The 20,962-nt window shown below is 48.9% G+C and carries 22 protein-coding genes; 4 read left to right on the forward strand and 18 right to left on the reverse strand.

Annotation, left to right across the window (positions count from 1 at the left end; translation table 11 throughout):
* Nucleotides 1-147: 147 nt before the first annotated feature.
* The 6 genes from hemW to gpr form a co-directional block, all read right to left on the reverse strand.
* The gene (hemW, locus tag RTV33_RS09860) at nt 148-1,269 is read right to left on the reverse strand and encodes a radical SAM family heme chaperone HemW (protein WP_312643858.1); all 1,122 of its coding nucleotides are present in this window, start codon (nt 1,267-1,269) and stop codon (nt 148-150) included.
* Complete coding sequence (lepB, locus tag RTV33_RS09865; RefSeq protein ID WP_312643860.1) at nt 1,269-1,787, reverse strand: signal peptidase I; 519 nt, start codon at nt 1,785-1,787, stop codon at nt 1,269-1,271. Before lepB ends, hemW begins: the two co-directional genes overlap by 1 nt.
* A 106-nt stretch (nt 1,788-1,893) precedes the next feature.
* Complete coding sequence (gene lepA / locus RTV33_RS09870; RefSeq protein WP_312643862.1) at nt 1,894-3,702, reverse strand: translation elongation factor 4; 1,809 nt, start codon at nt 3,700-3,702, stop codon at nt 1,894-1,896.
* Nucleotides 3,703-4,120: 418 nt separating this feature from the next.
* Nucleotides 4,121-4,453, reverse strand: coding sequence for a hypothetical protein (locus RTV33_RS09875; protein ID WP_312643864.1), 333 nt, complete (start codon nt 4,451-4,453; stop codon nt 4,121-4,123).
* 14 nt (nt 4,454-4,467) lie between these two features.
* Entirely contained in the window at nt 4,468-5,616 is a 1,149-nt protein-coding gene (gene spoIIP, locus RTV33_RS09880) for a stage II sporulation protein P (protein ID WP_312643866.1), read from the reverse strand.
* 99 nt (nt 5,617-5,715) lie between these two features.
* The gene (gpr, locus tag RTV33_RS09885; RefSeq protein WP_312643867.1) at nt 5,716-6,609 is read right to left on the reverse strand and encodes a GPR endopeptidase; all 894 of its coding nucleotides are present in this window, start codon (nt 6,607-6,609) and stop codon (nt 5,716-5,718) included.
* Between the two features lie 178 nt (nt 6,610-6,787).
* Between gpr and rpsT the strand changes: the two genes are divergently transcribed.
* Nucleotides 6,788-7,048 carry a 30S ribosomal protein S20 gene (rpsT, locus tag RTV33_RS09890; protein WP_312643869.1) on the forward strand — a complete coding sequence of 87 codons (261 nt, stop codon included), beginning with the start codon at nt 6,788-6,790 and terminating at the stop codon, nt 7,046-7,048.
* Nucleotides 7,049-7,229: 181 nt separating this feature from the next.
* A complete protein-coding gene (locus RTV33_RS09895) occupies nt 7,230-7,382 on the forward strand; it encodes a hypothetical protein (RefSeq protein WP_312643871.1) in 153 nt (50 codons plus the stop codon).
* A 60-nt stretch (nt 7,383-7,442) separates the two neighbouring features.
* Here the strand turns inward: RTV33_RS09895 and RTV33_RS09900 are convergent, their stop codons facing one another.
* The 4 genes from RTV33_RS09900 to spoVAC form a co-directional block, all read right to left on the reverse strand.
* Complete coding sequence (locus RTV33_RS09900) at nt 7,443-7,592, reverse strand: hypothetical protein (protein ID WP_312643873.1); 150 nt, start codon at nt 7,590-7,592, stop codon at nt 7,443-7,445.
* 315 nt (nt 7,593-7,907) lie between these two features.
* Nucleotides 7,908-8,276 carry a stage V sporulation protein AE gene (gene spoVAE / locus RTV33_RS09905; protein WP_312643874.1) on the reverse strand — a complete coding sequence of 123 codons (369 nt, stop codon included), beginning with the start codon at nt 8,274-8,276 and terminating at the stop codon, nt 7,908-7,910.
* A 1-nt stretch (nt 8,277) separates the two neighbouring features.
* The gene (gene spoVAD / locus RTV33_RS09910) at nt 8,278-9,312 is read right to left on the reverse strand and encodes a stage V sporulation protein AD (RefSeq protein WP_312643876.1); all 1,035 of its coding nucleotides are present in this window, start codon (nt 9,310-9,312) and stop codon (nt 8,278-8,280) included.
* A 97-nt stretch (nt 9,313-9,409) separates the two neighbouring features.
* Nucleotides 9,410-9,853 carry a stage V sporulation protein AC gene (spoVAC, locus tag RTV33_RS09915; protein ID WP_312643878.1) on the reverse strand — a complete coding sequence of 148 codons (444 nt, stop codon included), beginning with the start codon at nt 9,851-9,853 and terminating at the stop codon, nt 9,410-9,412.
* A 161-nt stretch (nt 9,854-10,014) separates the two neighbouring features.
* Here spoVAC and RTV33_RS09920 point away from each other — a divergent pair, with 161 nt between their 5' ends.
* Entirely contained in the window at nt 10,015-10,383 is a 369-nt protein-coding gene (locus RTV33_RS09920; protein WP_312643880.1) for a NusG domain II-containing protein, read from the forward strand.
* 221 nt (nt 10,384-10,604) lie between these two features.
* On the opposite strand, the gene gyrA is transcribed toward RTV33_RS09920, so the two are convergent.
* The 8 genes from gyrA to dnaA all read right to left on the reverse strand — a co-directional run bounded on the left by gyrA (nt 10,605) and on the right by dnaA (nt 20,340).
* Entirely contained in the window at nt 10,605-13,169 is a 2,565-nt protein-coding gene (gyrA, locus tag RTV33_RS09925; RefSeq protein ID WP_312643882.1) for a DNA gyrase subunit A, read from the reverse strand.
* Between the two features lie 117 nt (nt 13,170-13,286).
* Nucleotides 13,287-13,796, reverse strand: a complete 510-nt coding sequence (locus RTV33_RS09930; RefSeq protein ID WP_312643883.1) for a YcxB family protein — start codon at nt 13,794-13,796, stop codon at nt 13,287-13,289.
* An 18-nt stretch (nt 13,797-13,814) separates the two neighbouring features.
* Nucleotides 13,815-15,773: a DNA topoisomerase (ATP-hydrolyzing) subunit B gene (gene gyrB, locus RTV33_RS09935; RefSeq protein ID WP_312643885.1), complete on the reverse strand. Its 1,959-nt coding sequence runs from the start codon at nt 15,771-15,773 to the stop codon at nt 13,815-13,817.
* A 39-nt stretch (nt 15,774-15,812) separates the two neighbouring features.
* Nucleotides 15,813-16,082, reverse strand: coding sequence for an extracellular matrix regulator RemB (remB, locus tag RTV33_RS09940; RefSeq protein ID WP_312643887.1), 270 nt, complete (start codon nt 16,080-16,082; stop codon nt 15,813-15,815).
* A 17-nt stretch (nt 16,083-16,099) separates the two neighbouring features.
* Entirely contained in the window at nt 16,100-17,206 is a 1,107-nt protein-coding gene (gene recF, locus RTV33_RS09945) for a DNA replication/repair protein RecF (protein WP_312643889.1), read from the reverse strand.
* The gene (locus tag RTV33_RS09950; protein WP_312643891.1) at nt 17,196-17,420 is read right to left on the reverse strand and encodes an RNA-binding S4 domain-containing protein; all 225 of its coding nucleotides are present in this window, start codon (nt 17,418-17,420) and stop codon (nt 17,196-17,198) included. The genes recF and RTV33_RS09950 overlap by 11 nt, the downstream gene beginning before the upstream one ends.
* A gap of 35 nt (nt 17,421-17,455) precedes the next feature.
* Nucleotides 17,456-18,571, reverse strand: a complete 1,116-nt coding sequence (gene dnaN, locus RTV33_RS09955) for a DNA polymerase III subunit beta (RefSeq protein ID WP_396327301.1) — start codon at nt 18,569-18,571, stop codon at nt 17,456-17,458.
* 422 nt (nt 18,572-18,993) lie between these two features.
* Nucleotides 18,994-20,340, reverse strand: a complete 1,347-nt coding sequence (gene dnaA / locus RTV33_RS09960) for a chromosomal replication initiator protein DnaA (protein WP_312643895.1) — start codon at nt 20,338-20,340, stop codon at nt 18,994-18,996.
* Between the two features lie 451 nt (nt 20,341-20,791).
* On the opposite strand from dnaA, the gene rpmH reads away from it, so the two are divergent.
* Nucleotides 20,792-20,926: a 50S ribosomal protein L34 gene (gene rpmH, locus RTV33_RS09965; protein ID WP_312643897.1), complete on the forward strand. Its 135-nt coding sequence runs from the start codon at nt 20,792-20,794 to the stop codon at nt 20,924-20,926.
* The last annotated feature ends 36 nt before the right edge of the window (nt 20,927-20,962 follow it).

The following is a 20,962-nucleotide window of genomic DNA, read 5'->3' on the forward strand; positions in this document are numbered from 1 at the left end:
CCCGTCGCGCGGGGACGGAACCCCGCAGCAAATAATATTCATCGAAAAACCAGATATCGACTGCCTGTTTTTAGTTATTTTTTTACTGCGGCTGCAAGTACAACTTCTTTTGCCAATCTGCAAAAAAAAGAACGCCGAAGCGTTCTTTTATAAAATCAATTTTGCAATCACCGCATTGGAGACCAAAAATCCCTGCGGTGTCAGAGAGATTCCGTATTCTGTCACGGTAAGCAGCCCTGACCGCTGCATCGGCTTTGCTCGTTCTATCATCGCGGCAACATCCGCTTCGGGGTACAACCAGCTCAGTTCATGAAAGCTCAATCCGCTTGCCAGCCTCAGTTTGAGCATGGCATACTCCTCAAAGTCACCGCCCTGCTCATCAAACTGCCAACCAACTTCGCCCGCAGTGCGGATAAACCCCTGCAAATCGCGCCCGTAAAAACGGCGCTCACCACCGATAAAGCTGTGCGCGCTCGGCCCGATGCCGATGTATTCCTCGCAGTTCCAGTATTTGAGGTTGTGGCGACTTACCTTTCCATCCCGCGCAAAGTTGGAAATCTCATACTGTTTGTAGCCCCTGCCTGCAAGGTATTCCACCGCGTGCAGGTATATTTCCGCCTGCTCGTCGCTGTCGGGGCATATGTCAAGAATATTGCGCTCGTAAAACGGCGTACCTTCCTCTACTTTAAGCAGGTAGGAGGAGATATGCTCCACATTAAGGTCTGCGCAAAAATCAATCGAGCGCTCCACCGACTGCGCTGTCTGGCGCGGAATGCCCATCATAATATCAAGGCTGATGTTATCAAAACCCGCCACTCGTGCATCCTCCACAGCCTTTTTAGCGCCGTCTGGGGTATGCCCTCTGCCCAAAAATGCAAGTTCCTGTGTCACCGCGCTTTGCAGCCCCATCGAAAGACGGTTCGCACCTGCGCTGTGCAGCTCTGCAAGCGTTTGCCGCAGGGCAGAATAAGGGTTTGCCTCTATGGTTATTTCCGCACGCTGCAATCCAAAGCCTTTTTGCGCATGTTCTATCATAGTTGCAAGGCGCGCTGCCCCCAGTAAAATGGGAGTACCACCGCCAAAATAAAGCGTATCAGCAGGGTAGGGGTAGCGTTGTGCAAAGCGGTCTATGCAGGCGCACACAGCGGCCGTATAGGCATCCATCGCCTCATCGTCCGCTTTGACCGAATAGAAATCGCAGTATGGGCATTTGCTCACGCAAAATGGTACGTGTACATAAAGCCCGATATTTTTTAAGTTTTTTCCCATTATTTCAATATCCCAAAGTTTTTAAGTGGCCACATGGTAAAGCGTGCCTTGCCCATTATTTTTCCAGCGGGGACGTAAGGGTCTTCCCAATAGCGCGCGTCAAGTGAGCCGCTGCGGTTATCGCCCAGGAACAGGTAACTGCCCTCGGGCACCTGAAAGCTTGCGGGCTCCGCCAGTTTATTTACCACATAGGGTTCCTCATAATATTCACCGTTGATGTACAGCTTACCCTCGTCATCGAGTACGATTTTCTCACCTGGCAAGCCGATGCAGCGTTTGAGCAGGGTTTGGTCCATCTCATCGCTGCGGAACACCAGTATGTCACCGCGCTTTACATTTTTTTCGGGGTTGTACATACGGGTGGCAAACAGCCAACTGTGTTCATCCACCGTGGGAATCATCGAACCGGTGGGTACCACCGCAAAAAAACACACAAATTTAACGATCAGTACAATCGCTATAATTTCCAGCGCAAACGGAATAATCCACTCTTTGAGTACTCTCTTAAATGTCTCCATTTTGTATCCTCTCTGCGGGCAGCGCCCGCTGGCAAACCGGGCAGGCAGCGCAACAAGCGCAGGCCAGCCGCCCTCGCAGTCAGAGGCACGGTACGCGTGCAAATATTTATTCGTCGAGTTTTAAAACTGCCATAAACGCCTCCTGCGGCACCTCAACCGAGCCGAGCTGGCGCATCTTCTTCTTGCCCTCTTTTTGTTTTTCCAACAGCTTTCTTTTACGTGAAATGTCACCGCCGTAGCACTTGGCAAGAACATCCTTCCGCATTGCTTTAACCGTCTCTCGTGCAATTACCTTACCGCCAATTGCCGCCTGTATGGGTACCTCAAACATCTGCCGCGGAATATTCTCTTTTAGCTTTTCTGTTAGCTTTCTGCCGCGTGTATAGGCACTGTCGGCAAACACAATAAACGACAAGGCGTCCACAATGTCACCGTTTAGCAGAATATCCAGCTTCACCAGCTTGGAATCTCGGTAGCCCGTAAGCTCGTAATCAAACGACGCATAACCCTTGGTGCGGCTTTTTAGCGCATCAAAGAAATCGTAGATAATCTCATTGAGGGGCAGGTCGTAGTGCAGTTCCACACGGTCTTCGTCGAGATATTTTGTATCTTTGTACTCACCGCGTCGGCCTTGGCACAAATCCATAATGTTGCCGATGTACTGGCTGGGTGAAAAAATGGATGCGCGCACAAACGGCTCCTGTGCCGAGGCGATGGTGCCGGGGTCGGGGTAGTTGGTGGGGTTGTCGATCTGAATGGTTTCGCCGCTGGTAAGCGTCAGCTTATAGATAACGCTGGGCGCAGTGGTGATAATATCGATGTTAAATTCGCGCTCAATGCGCTCCTGAATAATCTCCATATGCAAAAGCCCCAAAAAGCCGCAGCGAAAGCCGAAGCCGAGTGCAATCGAGGTTTCGGGCTCAAAACTGAGAGATGCGTCGTTGAGCTGCAGTTTTTCCAGCGCGTCGCGCAGGTCGGGGTAGCGAGCGCTATCGGTAGGGTAAATACCCGAGAATACCATGGGGTTTACCTTACGGTAACCGGGCAGCGCAGCATCACAAGGGTTGTCCGCATCGGTAATGGTATCACCCACGGTGGTTTCCCTTACGTTCTTAATGGAGGCGGTGATATAGCCAACCTCGCCTGCAACCAGCTCGCCTGTGGAGTTGAGGTGGGTTGCACCCATCGTGCCCACATCCACTATGTCAAACTCGGCGCCCTTCTGCATCATACGAATGGTCATGCCGGGGGTCACCTTGCCTTCCATCACGCGGATGTAAACGATAACCCCTTTGTAGCTGTCATAGTAACTGTCAAAAATCAATGCTTTAAGCGGTGCATTCTCGTCCCCTTTGGGTGCAGGGATGCCGGTGACAATACGTTCGAGCACCTCTTCAATGCCGACGCCCTGCTTTGCTGAAATTTTAGGCGCGTCCATAGCGGGGATGCCGATGACGTTCTCGATCTCATGGCAGACACGGTCGGGGTCTGCGGCGGGCAGATCGATTTTGTTGACAACGGGCACCACCTCAAGGTCGTGCTCAATGGCAAGGTAGGTGTTGGCGAGCGTCTGTGCCTCTATGCCCTGTGACGCATCCACAACCAAAATTGCACCCTCGCACGCGGCGAGCGAGCGCGAAACCTCATAGTTAAAATCGACATGGCCCGGGGTATCGATTAGGTTAAAGATGTAATCGTTGCCGTCTTTCGCCTTGTAGTTTACGGTAACCGCGCGCGCTTTTATAGTAATGCCGCGCTCCCGTTCAATATCCATATTGTCGAGCAGCTGTTCTTCCATATCACGAAGTGCAACGGCACTTGTTTTTTCCAGCAGGCGGTCTGCCAGCGTTGATTTGCCGTGGTCGATGTGCGCAATGATGCAAAAGTTTCTGGTTCTTTCGCGAATGTTATCCATATAAACCTCCTGTGCGGCGCTTTGCCGCGCATAGCAATTACGTTCTATTATATCATAACACTGCTTGTTATGATATAACTTGCCATTTTGGCGGTTGCCCCGTAAGGGGCGAGGCAAAGGCATTGAAATAAAATATAATAGCTGCCTTGCAAGTTATTATATCATAAAAAGCGTAGCATTTATGATATAATTCGCCATTTTGGCGGTTGCCCCGTAAGGGCGAGCCAAAGGCATTAAAATAAAATATAATAACCGTGTCACGGTTATTATATCATAAGAGAAAAGCTTTCAGCAATAGCGCTTTTTTTGCAGTTAACAGATTTTACAAGCTGTTCCTAGGTGTTGCTTGTGCAACAGTGCGGCAGGCAAAACCACCATGCCCAGATGGGTATGGTGGTTTTTAAAATTTACCTAAAAATTATTGATATACCATTAGATTTTCTTGTATCGCCTGTGCGCCCAAGGCTGCCAGCTTAATGGCAAGCCTGCCTTTTGCAGGAGTATACGGACTTATTTCCTGTGCGTATTTTAGGGCGGTATTCAGCCAATCCATAGATATCACATAGCCTTCGCCAAACAGGGAAACTTCGTAGTGCAGGGGGTCTGCCTGCTGTGCCTGCAGCAGGGGGACAAAGTCGCCATACCCTGTTTGGCGGGTGTTGCTGTCTACCACCGCAAAACCACATAACAGTGCAATCATTAGCACTGCGCAAAAAAATGACAGCCCAAATAATCTCAACATCCTTTTCATAATTCACATCCGTACTATTTTTTAGTATCGTTTAGGGTTTTTGCCAGTGCCTTTCCAATCAGCTCGCCGCTGTACTCCGCTTCCTCCAACGTATTTCCGTGGCTGCCGAACTCCAGCAGAATCGAGCCCTTGGTTAAATCCATATTGTATTTGCGGTAGCAGAAAAAGATTGGGCGCATAAGCCCCTCATACATTCCCTCGGCACTGCTCTGCAGCGCCGCCGCAAAACGTAGGTTGCTGCTCCAGTTTGGCACACCCATGGTGCCGTCCTCACTGCCGGTAATAATCATCACTTGAGCAGCTTTTTTCCCGTCAATTTCCGCCGTCGCTTTGACAATCACATCATCCTCGGGCTGAATCGCATCGCGGTGTACATCCAGCACCACTTTGATGGAGGGATATTGCTTGAGGTAGCCCTTGATGGTTTCGGCGCTGCGCTCATACGAGCCGTTGTAGGAGGGGTAATCATGCTGCGTGGCATCGTGTATTACACCAATGCCTGCCTCCTCAAGCTGTTCGGCTATGCGGTTGCCCACCTGTACAATGTTGTAGGCATTGTCGGTAGTGCGCCAGGTTCCGCGTTTGTCGTAAAAGCCCACGGGGTACGGCTCGTAGCTTTCGGTGGCATGGGTGTGTACAATCAGCACCTGCGGCTCGTCCGTTTGTTTTAGTTTCATCTCAAGCGGTTTATTCAGCTCTTTCTGCACATCCGCGTTGTCTAGCTTGGTTGAATTTTTGAGATACCCCGCTTTTAGCGGGATATAAATTTGGCTGCTGTCGGCACCATATTGCAGCTCACGAATGGTACCGCGGTATTCGGCCGGGATATCCTCGGGGGTGGGGAGGCTTGGGTTTTCCTCTTCCGAATCAATTCCAGACTGAGAAGAAGAGCTCTCGGGCTCGGACGAAGAAACAGGCGGCGGCGCTTCGGATACGATGACGTTATTTTTTTCTCCGTTTTCAAATAGTTCGGAGTTAAAGCGCTGTTCAAGCATGGCAATACTGCCCTCGGGCATATTCATAGCGGCAGAAAGCATGGCAGCGCGCGCCGCCAAATTGGTGAGCAGGGGCATACATTTGAATAAGCCCCACGCCGCAAGCGGCAAAATCAGCATCAGCGACAACGCCTTTTTCACCTGTAGCCTGTTTCTTCGTCTGCCCACTTATTATTCCCCCATGTACGCACTTTTACGAGTAGATTCAACTCGCCCCACTATCAATGGATATGCGTAAAATGGTAGGTTTATACTTTGTTCCTTCGTTTACTCGCCAAGATAAACGATATCGTCCAGACTCATCTGTGGCTGCAGGGCACGATTGATGGCGAGTGCAATCACTTTTGCGGCGCGCTGAATGACGAGATCGATTTCCCGTGGAGTCACCATCATCATTGCGCCGCGCGGCTCAAAACGCTCGCGAATCTGCTCATCGCTCATCATCTCGCGCCCCTGCATCAAATCCCCAGCAAGGGTGGTTCCGTCCACCACAGTGGGCACGCCGATTGAGACCACAGGAACACCAAGCGTTTTCTGCGAAAGCTCTTTGCGTGCATTGGCAACCCCTGAACCGGGGGAGATGCCGCTATTGGCAATCTGCACGGTACAGCCCAGCCGGTCAAGGCTGCGGGAGGCAAGCGCGTCTACGGCAATCACACAGCTCGGCTTAATATCATGAACGAGCGAAGAAATTACCTCGCCGGTTTCGATTCCGGTCTGCCCCAGAACGCCCGGTGCAATTGCCGCCACGGGGCGCAGATGCGACAGCCCCGCTGCCTCGGCAACTTCGCCCTTGATGTGCCGCGTGGCAATAATACCCTCTGCAACCTTGGGACCAAGTGCATCGGGGGTGATTTGCTGGTTACCCAGCCCCACCACCAGTGCCAGCCCCTTGTCGTCGCCAATCAGGTGCTGAATCTGCTGTGCCATTGCTTCAATCTCGTCGTTTGCAGAGGTGACATCGTCAGAAAAAGGCGGTACCGTAACCGTGATATATTCCCCAACCGGCTTGCCGATTTTCTGCGCCGCCTCCTCGGTGGTGATTTTAATGCGGTTGATTTGCAGGTTGCCCACGGTTTCATCCTCTGAGGTGATACCCGAAAGCTGTTCGGGGCGGTGCTGCTCCTCCAGCTCCATAGCAAGGTCTGTACGAAAATTCATAAAAATTCCTCCTAAAAGCCCTCCTCTGGGCTGTTGTATGTTTGTTTCACCCTCATTATGGGCATTTTACAGAAAAAATATTGGATTCATGCGATTTTTTCTTGAAAAATAGTTGCATTTTTAGCGCAAAAATGCTAATATAACTTGTACTGTCATGTGTAATGAAGGAGGTGTGAATATGCCTAACATTAAATCTGCTAAGAAAAGAGTTAAAGTTATTGCTGCGAAATCTGCTGAGAACAAAGCAGTAAAAACAAATCTCAAAACTGTGATTAAAAATGCGGAGTTGGCTCTTGCTAACAACGACGAGAATAAAGTAGAGGTTGTAAAGCTTGCGGTTAAGAAAATTGACCAAGCTGCCGCTAAAAATATTCTTCACAAAAACTGTGCAGCAAGAAAGAAATCTCACCTTGCATGCAAACTGAATCCAGTTGGCTAAGCGAACGCTGAACCACAACAGCAAAAACAAGCAGATGCTGAAACCGGCATCTGCTTTTTTGTTGTACCCGCTTGTTTTTGAACTTTATGCAAACTTTGCTGTGCAGCATTGACGAACCTGTCCTGTTTAGGGTATGATACGGATATCATTTACACCATAAACTGAAATGAGGGTTGCTGCAATGAAACAAGATTGTGCTTTTAAAAAACTGCTTTCCGTTGTTGTCCCCATTGTGCTGCTGATGGGCTCGGTGGGTTACATCGTTTTTCGCCTGCTCAGTGAGCGCAGCTACCGTGAAAAGTGGAAAGATTATGAAGACTGCGGATTGATTTAATCTGCAGCATGCAAAGAACCATCTGCTATAAGCAGATGGTTCTTTTTTGTTTGCGCAGAGCTACCTTTCTTTTGCAAAGTCCGCAAGCTGAATCGGCTCATCCGCGCTGATATATAATTCCTCAACCTGTTGCTGTATTTTTTGCAGGTGCTCGATGGTATCGGTGATTTGATTAAACAAAGCAGCGTACATTTTTTGATAATCTGGCATAACTCCACCTCCGAATGCTACTGAATCGTTGCGGTAAGAGCAGCCGCAAACACCGGAAAGCTACTCTTTTTTATATTATACTCACATGATATGTGGGGCTGCGCCCCCGTGCGACGAAAAACATTCTTTGCCTGTACTTGCGGCTGCGGAGTATGTGACATTTCGTAACCGCAGTGTTGTGCCCGGCTTACCTAAGGCGTATGACTGCGGGAAACATTTTTTCCGATGCTTGCGGCTGCGGAGTATGTGACATTGCGTAACCGCAGTGTTGTGCCCGGCTTACCTCAGGCGTATGCCTGCGGAATCACATTTATTTTAACTTTTATCACCGGGTTTAAAAATCAATGCGATAATCAGCGCGAAAATAATTGCTGCGGTAATTCCTGCCGCCGTTGCGGTAAGCCCGCCCGAAAGAATACCGAACAAGCCTTTTTCGGCAAGCCCCTCTCGCACACCCTTTGCCAGCAAATGCCCAAAACCGGTGAGCGGCACCGAAGCACCTGCCCCTGCAAAATCGATCAGCGGCTGATATAGCCCAAGGCCCGATAAAATTACGCCGCCCACCACATAACCAACCAAAATTCGCGCTGGGGTGAGTTTGGTTTTATCGATAAAAATCTGCCCGATGGCGCATAAAATACCGCCGACGACAAATGCTTTCAAATAAGTTAGGAATAGTTCCATGCTACAGTACCCCTTTCTGCCCGGGCAGTGAGGAAAGATAGACAAGGTGTGCGATGCCGGGGATGCTTTCGCCCTGCTGTACCGATGTAGGGCTCATCAGCGCACCGGTTGCAATAAACAATACGTCTTTCAGCGTGCCGTCCTGCAGCTTTGGCAAAACATCGGCGCATAACACGGTTGCACTGCACCCACAGCCCGAACCGCCCGCATTGATATCCTTCTGGTTTTCGCGGTCGTAGATGATGAGACCGCAGTCGTTGTGTTTTGTTCCAAGGCTGATGCCCTCACGTGCCAGAAGTTGGCTTAACAGGTCACTGCCCACCTCGCCGAGGTCGCCGGTGAGAATTAAATCGTAATTGTCGGCATTGGTGCAGGTATCTTCAAAAAATGTTTGAATTGTCTTTGCCGCGGCAGGCGCCATAGCAGCGCCCATGTTATTAACATCTTTGATGCCCAAATCTTCAATGGTACCAATGCATACCGCCTTTACATAGGGTGGTTTTACATTTTTGCCTACCACCACACTGCCCGAACCGGTTACCGTCCATTGCGCGGTAGGGGTGCGTTGCCCGCCGTATTCCAGCGGAAAACGAAACTGCCGTTCTGCGGAGCAGAAATGCGACGAGGTTACCGCTACACATTGGTTTGCCAAACCCGAATCCACAAACATTGAGGAGAGCGCAAGAGATTCTGCCATGGTAGAGCACGCTCCGTACAAGCCAAGAAATGGAATCGACAGATCACGCAGACCATAGTGGGAGCCGATACACTGGTTGAGCAGGTCGCCTGCAAACATATAATCGATTGCGTCGGGGGAAAGGTTGGCTTTTTCCAGCGCCTTATTGACGCAAAGCTTTTGCATTTGGCTCTCGGCCTTCTCCCAGCTTTGCTGACCAAACGAGGTGTCGTCGTTTAAAATATCAAATTTATTGCCCAGCGGCCCTTCGCCTTCTTTTTTACTCGCCACCGCCGCGAAGGATAGGACAGATGGTGTACTGTCCAACCGCAGGGTATGTGCACCTAATTTTGTTGGCATTCTATCAAAACCTTTCAGATTGTTCCTAATTCGCATATGGGTTTCTGCCCAAAAAGGGCTGCGACTTTTACCTGGCATTTTGAAGATGTTTTTTCATTTAAATGAGCTTAAACAGATACAAAATAAGCCCGTATATGACGCTTGCCGAAACACCGTATACAATTACGGGCCCCGCAATCGAAAACATTTTTACGCCAATGCCCATGATCAGACCTTCGCTTTTAAATTCAAGTGCAGGAGCAGACACTGCATTTGCAAAACCGGTGATAGGCACCAGTGTACCTGCACCGCCGTAGTACGCAAGGTTATCGTATAAATTAAGCCCCGTAAACAGAACACTTAAAAACACCAACGTCACCGATGCCGTGCCGCTGGCCATATCTTTATCAAGTCCCATCTTGGTGTAGAGCTCTACAAAAAATTGCCCCAGTGTACAAATCAAGCCACCAATTAAAAATGCCAGAGCCATGTTCTTTCCAAGCGGCGAGTTTGGTGATGCTTTATTGCTTAGGTTCTCATATTCTTTTGGTGTTAAAGCCATAGATATTCACTCCTCCACTGCGGAATCATTCCGCTGCCAGACAGGATAGAACCTATACTCTGGCAAAACTATTTATCATGTTTCTTACGTAGTATGTGATTCTTTTCCGGCTTTATGATATAATAGTCACAGTAACAAATTGGTTTGGAGTTGTGAAAATTTTGCCGGAAAGAAAAAAAACACTGAAAAAAAATGATTTTATTTTGATTGCCGTAATTTTAGCTGCTGCAATTGGCTTTGCACTATTTCACTTTTTCAGCACGCCGGGTGAGCGCCCTATCGCTGTGGTGAGCATAAGCGGAGAGAATAAAATGGAGATCAACCTCGCAAAAACCGAGGACAAAACCTTTTCTCTGAAGCAAGAATACGGCGTACCTGTGAGCTTAGAGGTAAAGGATCATAAAATCCGCTTTGTTAATGTAGATTGCCCCGATCACATCTGTGAAGCCACCGGGTTTATCAGCAGAGCAGGGGAAAGCGCAGTATGCTTGCCCAATAAAACCGCAGTGGTAATTCGCGAAGCAAAGTAAATTTATTAAGGTTAAAATGTAAAACAGAGAGCGCAGCCCGAAAAAATCGGACTGCGCTCTCTGTTTTAGGCACCGCTCTTCCTAGGGCATGGGGTTTAAACAAATATTTTTTAGCAGATTCAGACTCGAAGTTGATAAAGCTTTTACAAATAAAAACGATACTGCAGCTTTGCAGTATCGTTTTTTATTCGTATCGGTTTAAATACGTCTATTTTCTTGCCTTATTCTTCGCTTTCTTCAGGTACATCGGAAACTTCCTCTGCCAGAGCAGCTTCGGCTTCTTCCCCGTTGTCCTCGTTTTGCGCCGAGGTGTCAGAAGCGCCGTCAAGCTGGTCTTCCTCCAACTCCTCGTCGTCCTCCACTTCCTCTTTCGGGGCGCGGGCAAGTGTTACAATGCGTCCGCCGTCGGCAACGCGCATAACGCGCACACCGCCTGCGTAACGCGACTGCTTGTTGATCTCGTCTACCGAGATACGGATGATAACGCCGTCATCTGTGATCATAATCACATCGTCTCCGTCATCGACCACCCTGATACCCGCTACCAGACCCTTCTCGTCGTTGCACTTGTAGTTGAGAATACCCTTGCCGCCACGGTTCTGCAAGCGGTACTCGCCAATTTCGGTGCGTCTGCCCGAGCCTTTTTCGGTAATGGTGAGAATGGTTGCGCCGTCACGGGTTCTTGCCATGCCCACAACCTCGTCGCCCTCGTTCAAGCTGATGGCGCGTACACCGCGCGCATTTCTGCCCAAGGGGCGCAAATCGGTTTCTTTAAAGCGAATTGCCATACCCATTTTGGTAGCAATAATCATTTCATTTTCGCCGTTTGTTTCACGCACCCACGCAAGCTCATCGCCCTCATCCAAACAGATTGCGATCAAACCATTCTTGCGCACGTTTTTGTAAAGCGAAAGCTGGCTGCGTTTTACCGTACCCTGGCGGGTAACCATAACCAGATATCTCTCTTCGTCAAACTCGTCTACCTTGATCATCGAGGTTATTTTTTCACCTTGTTCAAGCGGCAGCAGATTTATGATGTTGGTACCCCTTGAGGTACGGCTGCACTCGGCAATTTCGTAGCCCTTTAAGCGATACACACGCCCCATGTTGGAGAAGAACATAACATAATCGTGGGTGGAGCAGATGAACAGCTCTTCTACAAAGTCCTCGTCGCGGCGCGTCATACCCGAAACACCTCTGCCTCCACGGCGTTGTGTCTTGTACACGTCCATCGCCATACGCTTGAGATAACCAAAATGAGTGAGTGTAATGACGCAATCCTCAACAGGAATCAAATCCTCAATATCAACCTCGCCACTCACCGCCATAATTTCGGTGCGGCGCTCGTCACCAAATTTATCTCTGATTGCGTTGATCTCATCTTTTACAATTTGCAGTACCTTTTGCTGATCTGCAAGGATTGCCTCGTATTCGGCAATTTTTGCAAGCAGCTCTGCGAGTTCGTTCTCGATCTTCTCACGTTCCAAGCCTGCCAGCTGCCCCAGCCTCATGGCAATAATGGCAGATGCCTGAATTTCGGAAAGGCCAAAGCGCTCCATCAAACGGGGCTTACTCTCGTTGTTGTCGCGCGAGGAACGAATGATGGAAATAACCTCGTCGATATTATCCTGTGCAATTTTGAGACCCTCTAAGATATGCTCGCGCTCGCGCGCTTTTCGCAGATCGTATTTGGTTCTGCGCACAATTACTTCTTCCTGGAACTTGATGTACTGGTGCAGCATCTCTTTCAAGGTGAGCTCTCTGGGCACGCCGTCTACAATACACAGCATAATTACGCCTACAGTTTCCTGCATCTGGGTGTAGCTGTACAGCTGGTTGAGCACCACCTGCGCGTTTGCATCCTTTTTCAGCTCAATTACAATGCGCATGCCGTCACGGTCAGATTCATCACGCAAATCACTGATCATTTCAATGCGTTTATCCTTAACCAGCTCCGCCATATTTTCAATCAGGCGCGATTTATTGACCATATAGGGAATCTCGGTGACAATGATGCGCTCTCTGCCGTTTTTATGCTCTTCAATCTCCGCGCGGGCTCGCAGAATAATGCGTCCGCGCCCTGTGCTGTAGGCGCTGCGAATACCCTTGCGCCCCATGATGATGCCCGCAGTGGGGAAATCGGGGCCTTTTACATGCTCCATCAAATCATCCAGCGTTGCGTCGGGGTTATCGATGAGGCTGCAAGCCGCATCAATGACCTCCCGCAGGTTGTGTGGGGGGATATTCGTCGCCATACCCACCGCAATACCCGTCGAGCCGTTTACCAGCAGGTTAGGGAAGCGCGAAGGCAAAACAACAGGCTCTAAAATACGGTCGTCGTAGTTGGATTTGAAGTCGACGGTCTCTTTGTCAATATCGGTGAGCAGGGGCATTGCCATTTTCGCCATTCTGCTCTCGGTGTATCGGTAGGCAGCAGCGGGGTCGCCGTCCACCGAGCCAAAGTTTCCGTGCCCATCTACAAGTGGATAACGCAGCGAGAAATCCTGCGCCAAACGCACCAGTGCATCGTAAACCGAAGCGTCACCGTGCGGGTGATAACGTCCCAGAACGGTACCGACGGTATCTGCACATTTACGGTACGCCTTTTCAGGGTACAGTCCGTTTTCATACATCGTATACAGAATTCTTCTGTGTACGGGCTTTAAGCCGTCGCGCACATCGGGCAGGGCGCGCGCTACAATGACGGACATGGAATAGTCGAGGAACGACTTTTTCATCTCCTGCTCAATGTCTACGACAATCAGCTTTGAATCCTCATTATACATCTATTAATCACCATTCTTCTGCAGGCAGCACCCTTGCGGGCGGCTTTTACCGCCCAGTGTAAGCCGGGCACAGTCTGCTGTATTATTCTGGTACCCTGCCACGCAGGGCTTTGTATTTTATTCAGAAATTTTCCGGTAATTCTCTGCTATCCCATTGCTGAAAACCTGCTGCGCGGCAGCAAGCTGTTCGCCAAAATACCGTTTTGGAATTACCATCAGCGCATACTGTTTATGAAAAAACAGGAACAAACTGTCACTTTCTATTAAGCGCATTTCGCTGTAGAACATTCGGTGAGTTTGCTCGCCCTCGGTGATGGCAATGCCCTTGGCAAACACCTTTAGGCTGTAGCTTACGCCCTTGTCACCAATCTGTTTTGCAAGCCTGCGCCGGTTAAGCTGCGGGCGAACCCAGCGCGTGTACAGGGTATAAACCGCCGCTGCCACAAACACCGAGCTAAACAACGGGGAAAGGGCAAGGGTACACACGGCAAGCGCACACCACACAATCAGCACCACCCAGCGCTTATTTTTGGTATCGGCTCGTTCTACAAGCTTTAGCGCGAGCATTACATCCTCGTAATTTGTTCTATAGTCAATCTGTACCGTGCAATCGTCGGTTTGCCCCATTGTTTCACCTCAATTTCATCAGATATCAAGATTTTGTACATAACGTGCATTTTTTTCAATAAACTCACGGCGCGGTGCAACCTTATCGCCCATCAAAATTGTAAACACTTCGTCAGCTGTAGCCGCGTCCTCCATATCCACCTTAACCATGGTTCGGCGTTCAGGGTCCATGGTGGTTTCCCAAAGTTGTTCGGGATCCATCTCACCAAGACCTTTGTAGCGCTGAATATCTTTTTTGATGTTCGGGTTTTCAGCAGCGTCTGGGTAAAGCTCCAGCGTGTATTTATCGCGCTCCTCATCCGAGTAGGCGTAGCGCTCTTTTTTGCCGCGTGCTACTTTAAACAGTGGCGGCTGTGCGAGGTAGATGTGGCCCTCCTCGATGAGCGGCCTCATAAAGCGGAAAAAGAAGGTGAGCAGCAGGGTGCGGATGTGCGAGCCGTCGACGTCGGCATCCGCCATGATGATAATTTTGCCGTAGCGCAGTTTGGTGAGGTCAAACTCGTCACCGATTCCGGTGCCCAGCGCAGTGACAACGGGCATCAGCTTTTCGTTGCCGTAAACACGCTCAAGCCTTGCCTTTTCAACGTTGAGCATTTTGCCCCAAAGCGGCAGAATTGCCTGAAAGCGTCTGTCTCTACCCATTTTGGCAGAGCCGCCTGCCGAGTCACCCTCGACGATGTAGATCTCGGTGCCCTCGCTGCCGCGCTCGGAGCAATCAGCAAGCTTACCGGGCAGGCTGGCGGTCTCCAGCGCAGATTTGCGGCGGGTGAGGTCTCTTGCACGGCGGGCAGCCTCGCGTGCTTTCGCAGCGGTGGTGGCTTTTTCTAAAATCGCCCTCGCGGTGGCGGGGTTTTCTTCAAAATAAGTCATCAGCTTACCATATACCGTGCTGTCCACCAAAGAACGAATTTCGGTATTGCCAAGCCTTGCTTTGGTCTGCCCCTCAAACTGTGCGTCGGTCAGCTTTACCGAAATAATCGCGGTAAGCCCTTCACGCACATCCTCGCCCACAAAGTTTTTATCCGCTTCTTTGAGAATATTGTTTTTACGGGCATAGTCGTTAAACACACGGGTAAGCGCGTTTTTAAAGCCTGTTTCGTGTGTACCGCCGTCAGTTGTATGGATGTTGTTGGCAAAACTCAGCAAAACATCGTTAAAACTGTCGTTGTACTGCATGGCAACCTCAGCGGTGGTATCCCCATCGGCAGCAAAAAGATAGATGACCTCGTCATGCAAGGTCTCCTGCGCTTTTTTGGTGTGGATATGCTCTACAAAGCTGCGGATACCGCCCTCATAATACAGTTTATCCTCACGTACATTCAGCAGGTCGCGGGTATCGGTGAGCAGGATGTTGACCCCTGCATTTAAGAATGCCTGCTCGCGCAGACGGCTAAGCAGAATATCGTATTCGTATGCGGTGGTTTCCTCAAATATTGTGCGGTCGGGCTTAAACAATACGGTGGTTCCGGTTTCGGTGGTATCCCCAACAATTTTAAGGGGTGCTACCGCATTGCCGCGCTCAAAGCGCTGATAATAGCGGTGCTCGCCGTCGCAAACCTCAACCTCAAGATATTCCGAAAGTGCGTTTACCACCGACGCGCCAACGCCGTGCAAACCACCTGAAACCTTATAGCCGCTGCCGCCAAACTTACCGCCCGCATGCAGAATGGTGAATACCACGGTAACCGCAGGCAGGCCTGTTTTAGCGTTTACGCCTACAGGAATACCACGTCCGTTATCGGTAACCTTGATGATATCGCCTTCCATAATTTCGACAGTTATCTGCGAACAGTAACCGGCAAGTGCCTCATCGATGGCGTTATCCACTACCTCATACACAAGGTGATGCAGACCCTTTGGCCCGGTGGAGCCAATGTACATACCGGGGCGTTTGCGAACTGCTTCAAGCCCTTCAAGTACCTGAATGTCATCTGCGTTGTAATTGTTTTCGTGTGCGTTGTGAGGTGTATTTTCCAATGCTATGACCTCCAATACGGGGAATCCCCGAAAATTAATTTATACATTTGAAATGCCTTCTATATAACCGGAACGCTTTTTTAGCGTAGCGGAGGATATCTGTGAAATATAAACACGCTGCTTACCTTTTTCGCAGCACACTACAAAGCTTTTTGGCAACTCGTAGGTAACGTTTACCACCAAATTGTTTTTTTGTGCCTGTGCAAGGTACCCGCGGGTGGAACGGGAAAGCGATGTGTTATCAATATCAAAAATACCAATGATATCGCTGGTACGCACCACCGTGTCCTGGCCGAGATGTAAATACATAAGCTCCTCCTGTATCATCAGCATTCTTCGTTTTGCAGCCTGCCCTTCACCATATGAAAGGCCTTGCCGTTTTGCAGGGCATCAAAATACCCTTTATCGCAGCAGGTGATGAACACCTGGTTTTCACTGAGGTGGTTGAGCAGGTAATCCTGTCGGCTTTTATCCAGCTCACTCATCACATCATCCAGCAAAATCACCGGCTCGTCGTGCAACAACTCTCGAATCAAACGGCTTTCGGCAAGCTTAAGCGCGAGCACGCTGCTGCGCTGCTGCCCCTGTGAGCCAAAGCTTCGTACATTCATGCCGTTTATTTCAAAATCAATGTCGTCACGGTGGGGGCCAACCGAGGTGCAGCCTGTTTTTAAATCCTCTGCCCGCGCCTGCCCCAGAGCCTGCAAAAACCATTCTTTATACTGCCCATCGGGGACATCATCGGTGAGCCCCCCAGCCGCCAGATACCTCATTTGCAGCGTCTCTTTTTTGGAAGAGATACCGCTGTAAATTTCACCGGCGTGCACAGCCAGCCGCTGAATATACTGCTTTCGGTTTTTTACAATGAGTGCCGAAAGGCAGGCAAGCCTGTCATCCCACACATCCAATGTATCCAGCAGGTAAGAAGAATACGAGATGTCTTTGAGCAGGCTGTTGCGTTGCAGCAGGGTTCGGTTGTAGTCACTCATCAGGGCAATAAACTTGGGGGAAATCTGGCAGATGCAGGTGTCGGCAAAGCGCCGTCTTGCACTCGGTCCATCCTGAATTAAGCTGAGATGCGACGGCGAAAACACCACCGCACAAAATATCCCTGCAAGCCCCGTTACCGAAGGCAGTGCTATTTCGTTGAGCTGGGCTTGCTTTTTTGCTGTAAATAAAATTTCAGCGGTTTGGTCGCGCCCCTCTTTAAAAAAAGAAGCACTCACCTTGGCAAAGCCGCTTCCAAACTGCAACAGCTCGGCATCCTTTGCGCCGCGAAAGCTTTTTGCACCGGTAAGCAGCCACAATGCCTCAATCAGGTTGGTTTTGCCCTGTGCGTTGTCTCCATAAATAATATTGACGTGTTCGGCGGGCTGTAACTCCAAAGACGCGATATTGCGGAAATTTGTCAAATTCAGTGCGTTAATTTTCACCCGCCACAACCTCTAAACGATAATCATCCAGCTCCACCACATCGCCGGGGCGAATTTTTTTGCCGCGCATGGTACACACCTCTGCGTTAACCCTTACCACACCCTCAGCTACAACCTCTTTGGCGTGACCGCCGGTTTCCACAATCCCTGCAAATTTTAAAAACTGGTCAAGCTTAATAAACTCTGTATGAATGGTAATTTTAATTTCCTGCATAAAATTGCAACCTTTCTTAAGCCCTTTTTCTCCCTCTATTCGGTCTTAAGCCGTACCGGTAAAACAAGGAACAAAAAGCTTTCGTCCTTAAGAGGAACGATTTTCATAGGGGAGAGTGCACCGTTGATAACAAGGTTGACCTCGTCGCAGTCGCTTGCGCGCAGCGCATCGATCAAATAGCGGTTGTTAAAGCCCATTTCAACCGGGGTGCCCACCATACGGCAGCTCAGCTCGTCGTAAGCTTTACCAATCGCGGTAGAGCAAGACATTTTAATGTTGCTTTCCTCAAATTTTACACGCAGCGGGCTTTTTAGGCGATCGGAAATCAACAGGGAGGTGCGCTCTATGCTATCGATAAATTCACGTTTGTTTACGGTAATCACCGTTGCAGAACTTGGCGGAATCGCCGCCTTATAATCCAAAAATTCACCCTCAAGCAGGCGTGAGACAACCGAATATCCCGACACATTAAAAATAATGTGCTTATGGGAAAGATAAACATCCACCAACTCGTCTGAATCGTCCTCAAGCAGCTTTGAAATTTCAGAAAGTGTTTTACCGGGCACCACAAACGAGATATCCTCACAATCGTGTAGTTTCTCTTTGCGCAGCGCAAGGCGGAAACCGTCTACCGAAACCACGGTAAGCACATTGTCGTTAATTTCAAACAGCGAACCGGTGTGCACCGGCTTGGAATCGTTGGAGGCAATTGCAAACAGGGTTTGATTGATCATGCTTTTGAGCATATTCTGCGGAATTTTCAATTCAGCAGAATCGGTTACCGACGGCATTTCGGGGAACTCCTCCGGTGGAATGCCGAGAATTGTAAACTCAGTAAAACCGCCCTTGATGAAAGTGAGCAGCTTAGCATCGGTTTCGATGCTGACCGTTTCACTTGCCATTCTGCGGATCATATCCACAAATAGTTTTGCGGTGAGTACAATTTCGCCTTCCTCCAGCACCTTTGCTTCAATGGAGGCAGACATTCCCATATCCAGGTCATAACCCGAAAGATAAAGGCGGCCGTCATGTGCTCTCATTAAAATACCCTCAAGCGCTGCAAGGGTACTTTTGGGGGATACTGCACGCGATACGTTCGAGATAACCTCGAACAGTTGATTTCTATCGCAGATAATTTTCAAATTTATCACCTCAGAGTAAGATTTTTGAAAACGGGTTATTCACATAGAGAAAATTACGCTAGATATATAGATAAAGTAATAATAATTTTTAGTAGTAGTAGTAGAGGCTGTGATTTTGTTGATAAGTGGAAAAAACGGGATAACGATGCGGAAAACCGGGCTTTATTTTTTCGCACAACTTTGGGACAGTTTTGTGGAAATGTGACGAAACATGATTTTTATCAACAGTGTGGTGTAAAAACGCTGTTGATTGTGAAGAACATGTGCATAACATGGTTGAAATAAAGGGGTGGATGATTTTTGGTTTCCACACCGTGTTTAAACTGTGGATTGTGGAAAACGTTTGGCTGTTAAAAACCAAAGAATCCGACCTCTTTTTCCTCCTAAAAAAGCCTGTTTTGTCCCTTTTGGTGGTAAACAAAGAATTGTTGTTAAGAGTTACGCACGTTTTTGATGATATCTTCAATCAATTCTTTGTAGCGGGGGTCAACATCCATATTTTTTTCCACCTGCTGTATGGCGTAAACAATGGTGGAATGGTCTCTGCCTCCAAATTCCTCACCGATGGCGGACATCGACATTTGGGTAATTTCCCGTACAATGTAGATGGAAACCTGCCGCGCCGACGAAATGTTCGCCGAGCGTTTACTCGAGCGAATATCCTGCGGGGAGACGCCGTTGTAGGTGCGGGCAACCTCGGAGATAATACGCTCGATGGTGACAGGCACCGGCTGATGGTCGTTGAGAATGTCGCGGATGGCATTTTGTGCAATCAGGATGGAGGGGGGGGTACCGGCCAGCAGCTTGTAGGCCTTCAGCTTTTTCACCGCGCCCTCCAGCTGGCGGATATTGGTTTTGAGTTTATTTGCCATATATTCGGCGACGTCGTCGGGGATGTTGATATCGAGCAGCTCTGCCTTGCGGCGGATGATGGCGATACGAGTTTCAAAATCGGGTGGCTGAACATCGGCCAGCAAGCCCCATTCAAAGCGGGTTCTCAAACGGTCTTCCAGGGTTTTAATCTCCTTGGGCGGCCGATCCGAGGTCAGTACAATCTGCTTACCGGCTTCGTACAAGGTGTTAAAGGTGTGAAAGAATTCTTCCTGCGTGCTTTCTTTTCCGCCGATAAATTGGATGTCATCGACAAGAAGAACATCGGCTTGGCGGTATTTGTTGTGGAATTCTTTTGTGGTTTCAGAGCGAATCGCTTCGATCAGCTCGTTGGTGAAATCCTCACCCTTTACGTAGATGATATTGGTTTGGGATGTCGCCTTGAGAATCTCGTTGCAGATGGCATAAAGAAGATGTGTTTTACCAAGCCCCGAGCCGCCATAGATAAAGAGAGGGTTGTAGGCGCCTGCCGGGTTGGTGGCAACCGCCAAAGAAGCTGCATGGGCAAATTTGTTGGATGGGCCGACGATAAAGGTGCTGAACGTGTACTCATAGTCGCCGCCCGCTGTGGTTTTTTCCAGCTCCTCGGGCGAGCAATGAGCGAGCTTCACAACTGCTTCTTCCGCCTGTGCCTTGGTAGGTTCAAGCGAGGAGATGACGATATCGACGCGAAAGCCCATGACCTCCTCAAACGCACGCGAAAGAAGGTCAAAATATTTTTCTTCCAGAATTTTTTGCTTAAATTCAGAGCGCACCGCCAAATAAGCGGTGGAATCCTCCAATTTAACAGGCTCAATGTCCTTGATCCATAAAGAATGAGCGACCTGCGAGATCTCTTTCTTGCAGTATTCGCTCACCAAACTGAACACTTCGTGGAATGACTCCATGTTGTTTTAACCTCCGTATGTGGAAAACTTGTTGAATCAGTGGAAAAACGGATATTGCGATGTTGAAAGAAAAGTTTTCAACATTTTTTCACAAGTCTTATTTTAACAAATTTCTTTCAACATTTCAAGGTTTTCCACAGATGAAAGGGGATATATTTATATATAGTATAGGCGAATTAAAAAAATTTAGATTTTTTATTAAATTTTAATGGCCGTTTTGTGCAAATAAAAGAACAAGTGTAAGCAGCAGGCTAGTACCCGCTTGCCTGCTAAACACCAAGATATAGCGGTTGTGAAAACAACAGGTTTGTAGTATAATAAAAAACGTATTTGGTAAAAGCCTTGCCAAAACGTAATAGTTGAGCAAAAAAACACAAAAAAGCTTGACAGTTATGCGGTTTTTAAGATATACTGTATCCTTGCAAGGTTTACCTCGAAGGGAGGGTTTGGAATGATTAGAACTTATCAGCCTAAGAAAATCCACAGACAGAAGGAACACGGCTTTCGTAAGAGAATGGCTACAAAAAGTGGGCGTAAAGTATTAGCTCGCAGAAGAGCAAAGGGCAGAAAGAGCCTGAGCTACTAAAAATGACGGCCACAATATTGTATTGTGGCCTTTCTT

The sequence above is a fragment of the Hydrogenoanaerobacterium sp. genome (genome assembly GCF_032017025.1).
Lineage (GTDB): Bacteria > Bacillota > Clostridia > Oscillospirales > Ruminococcaceae > Hydrogenoanaerobacterium.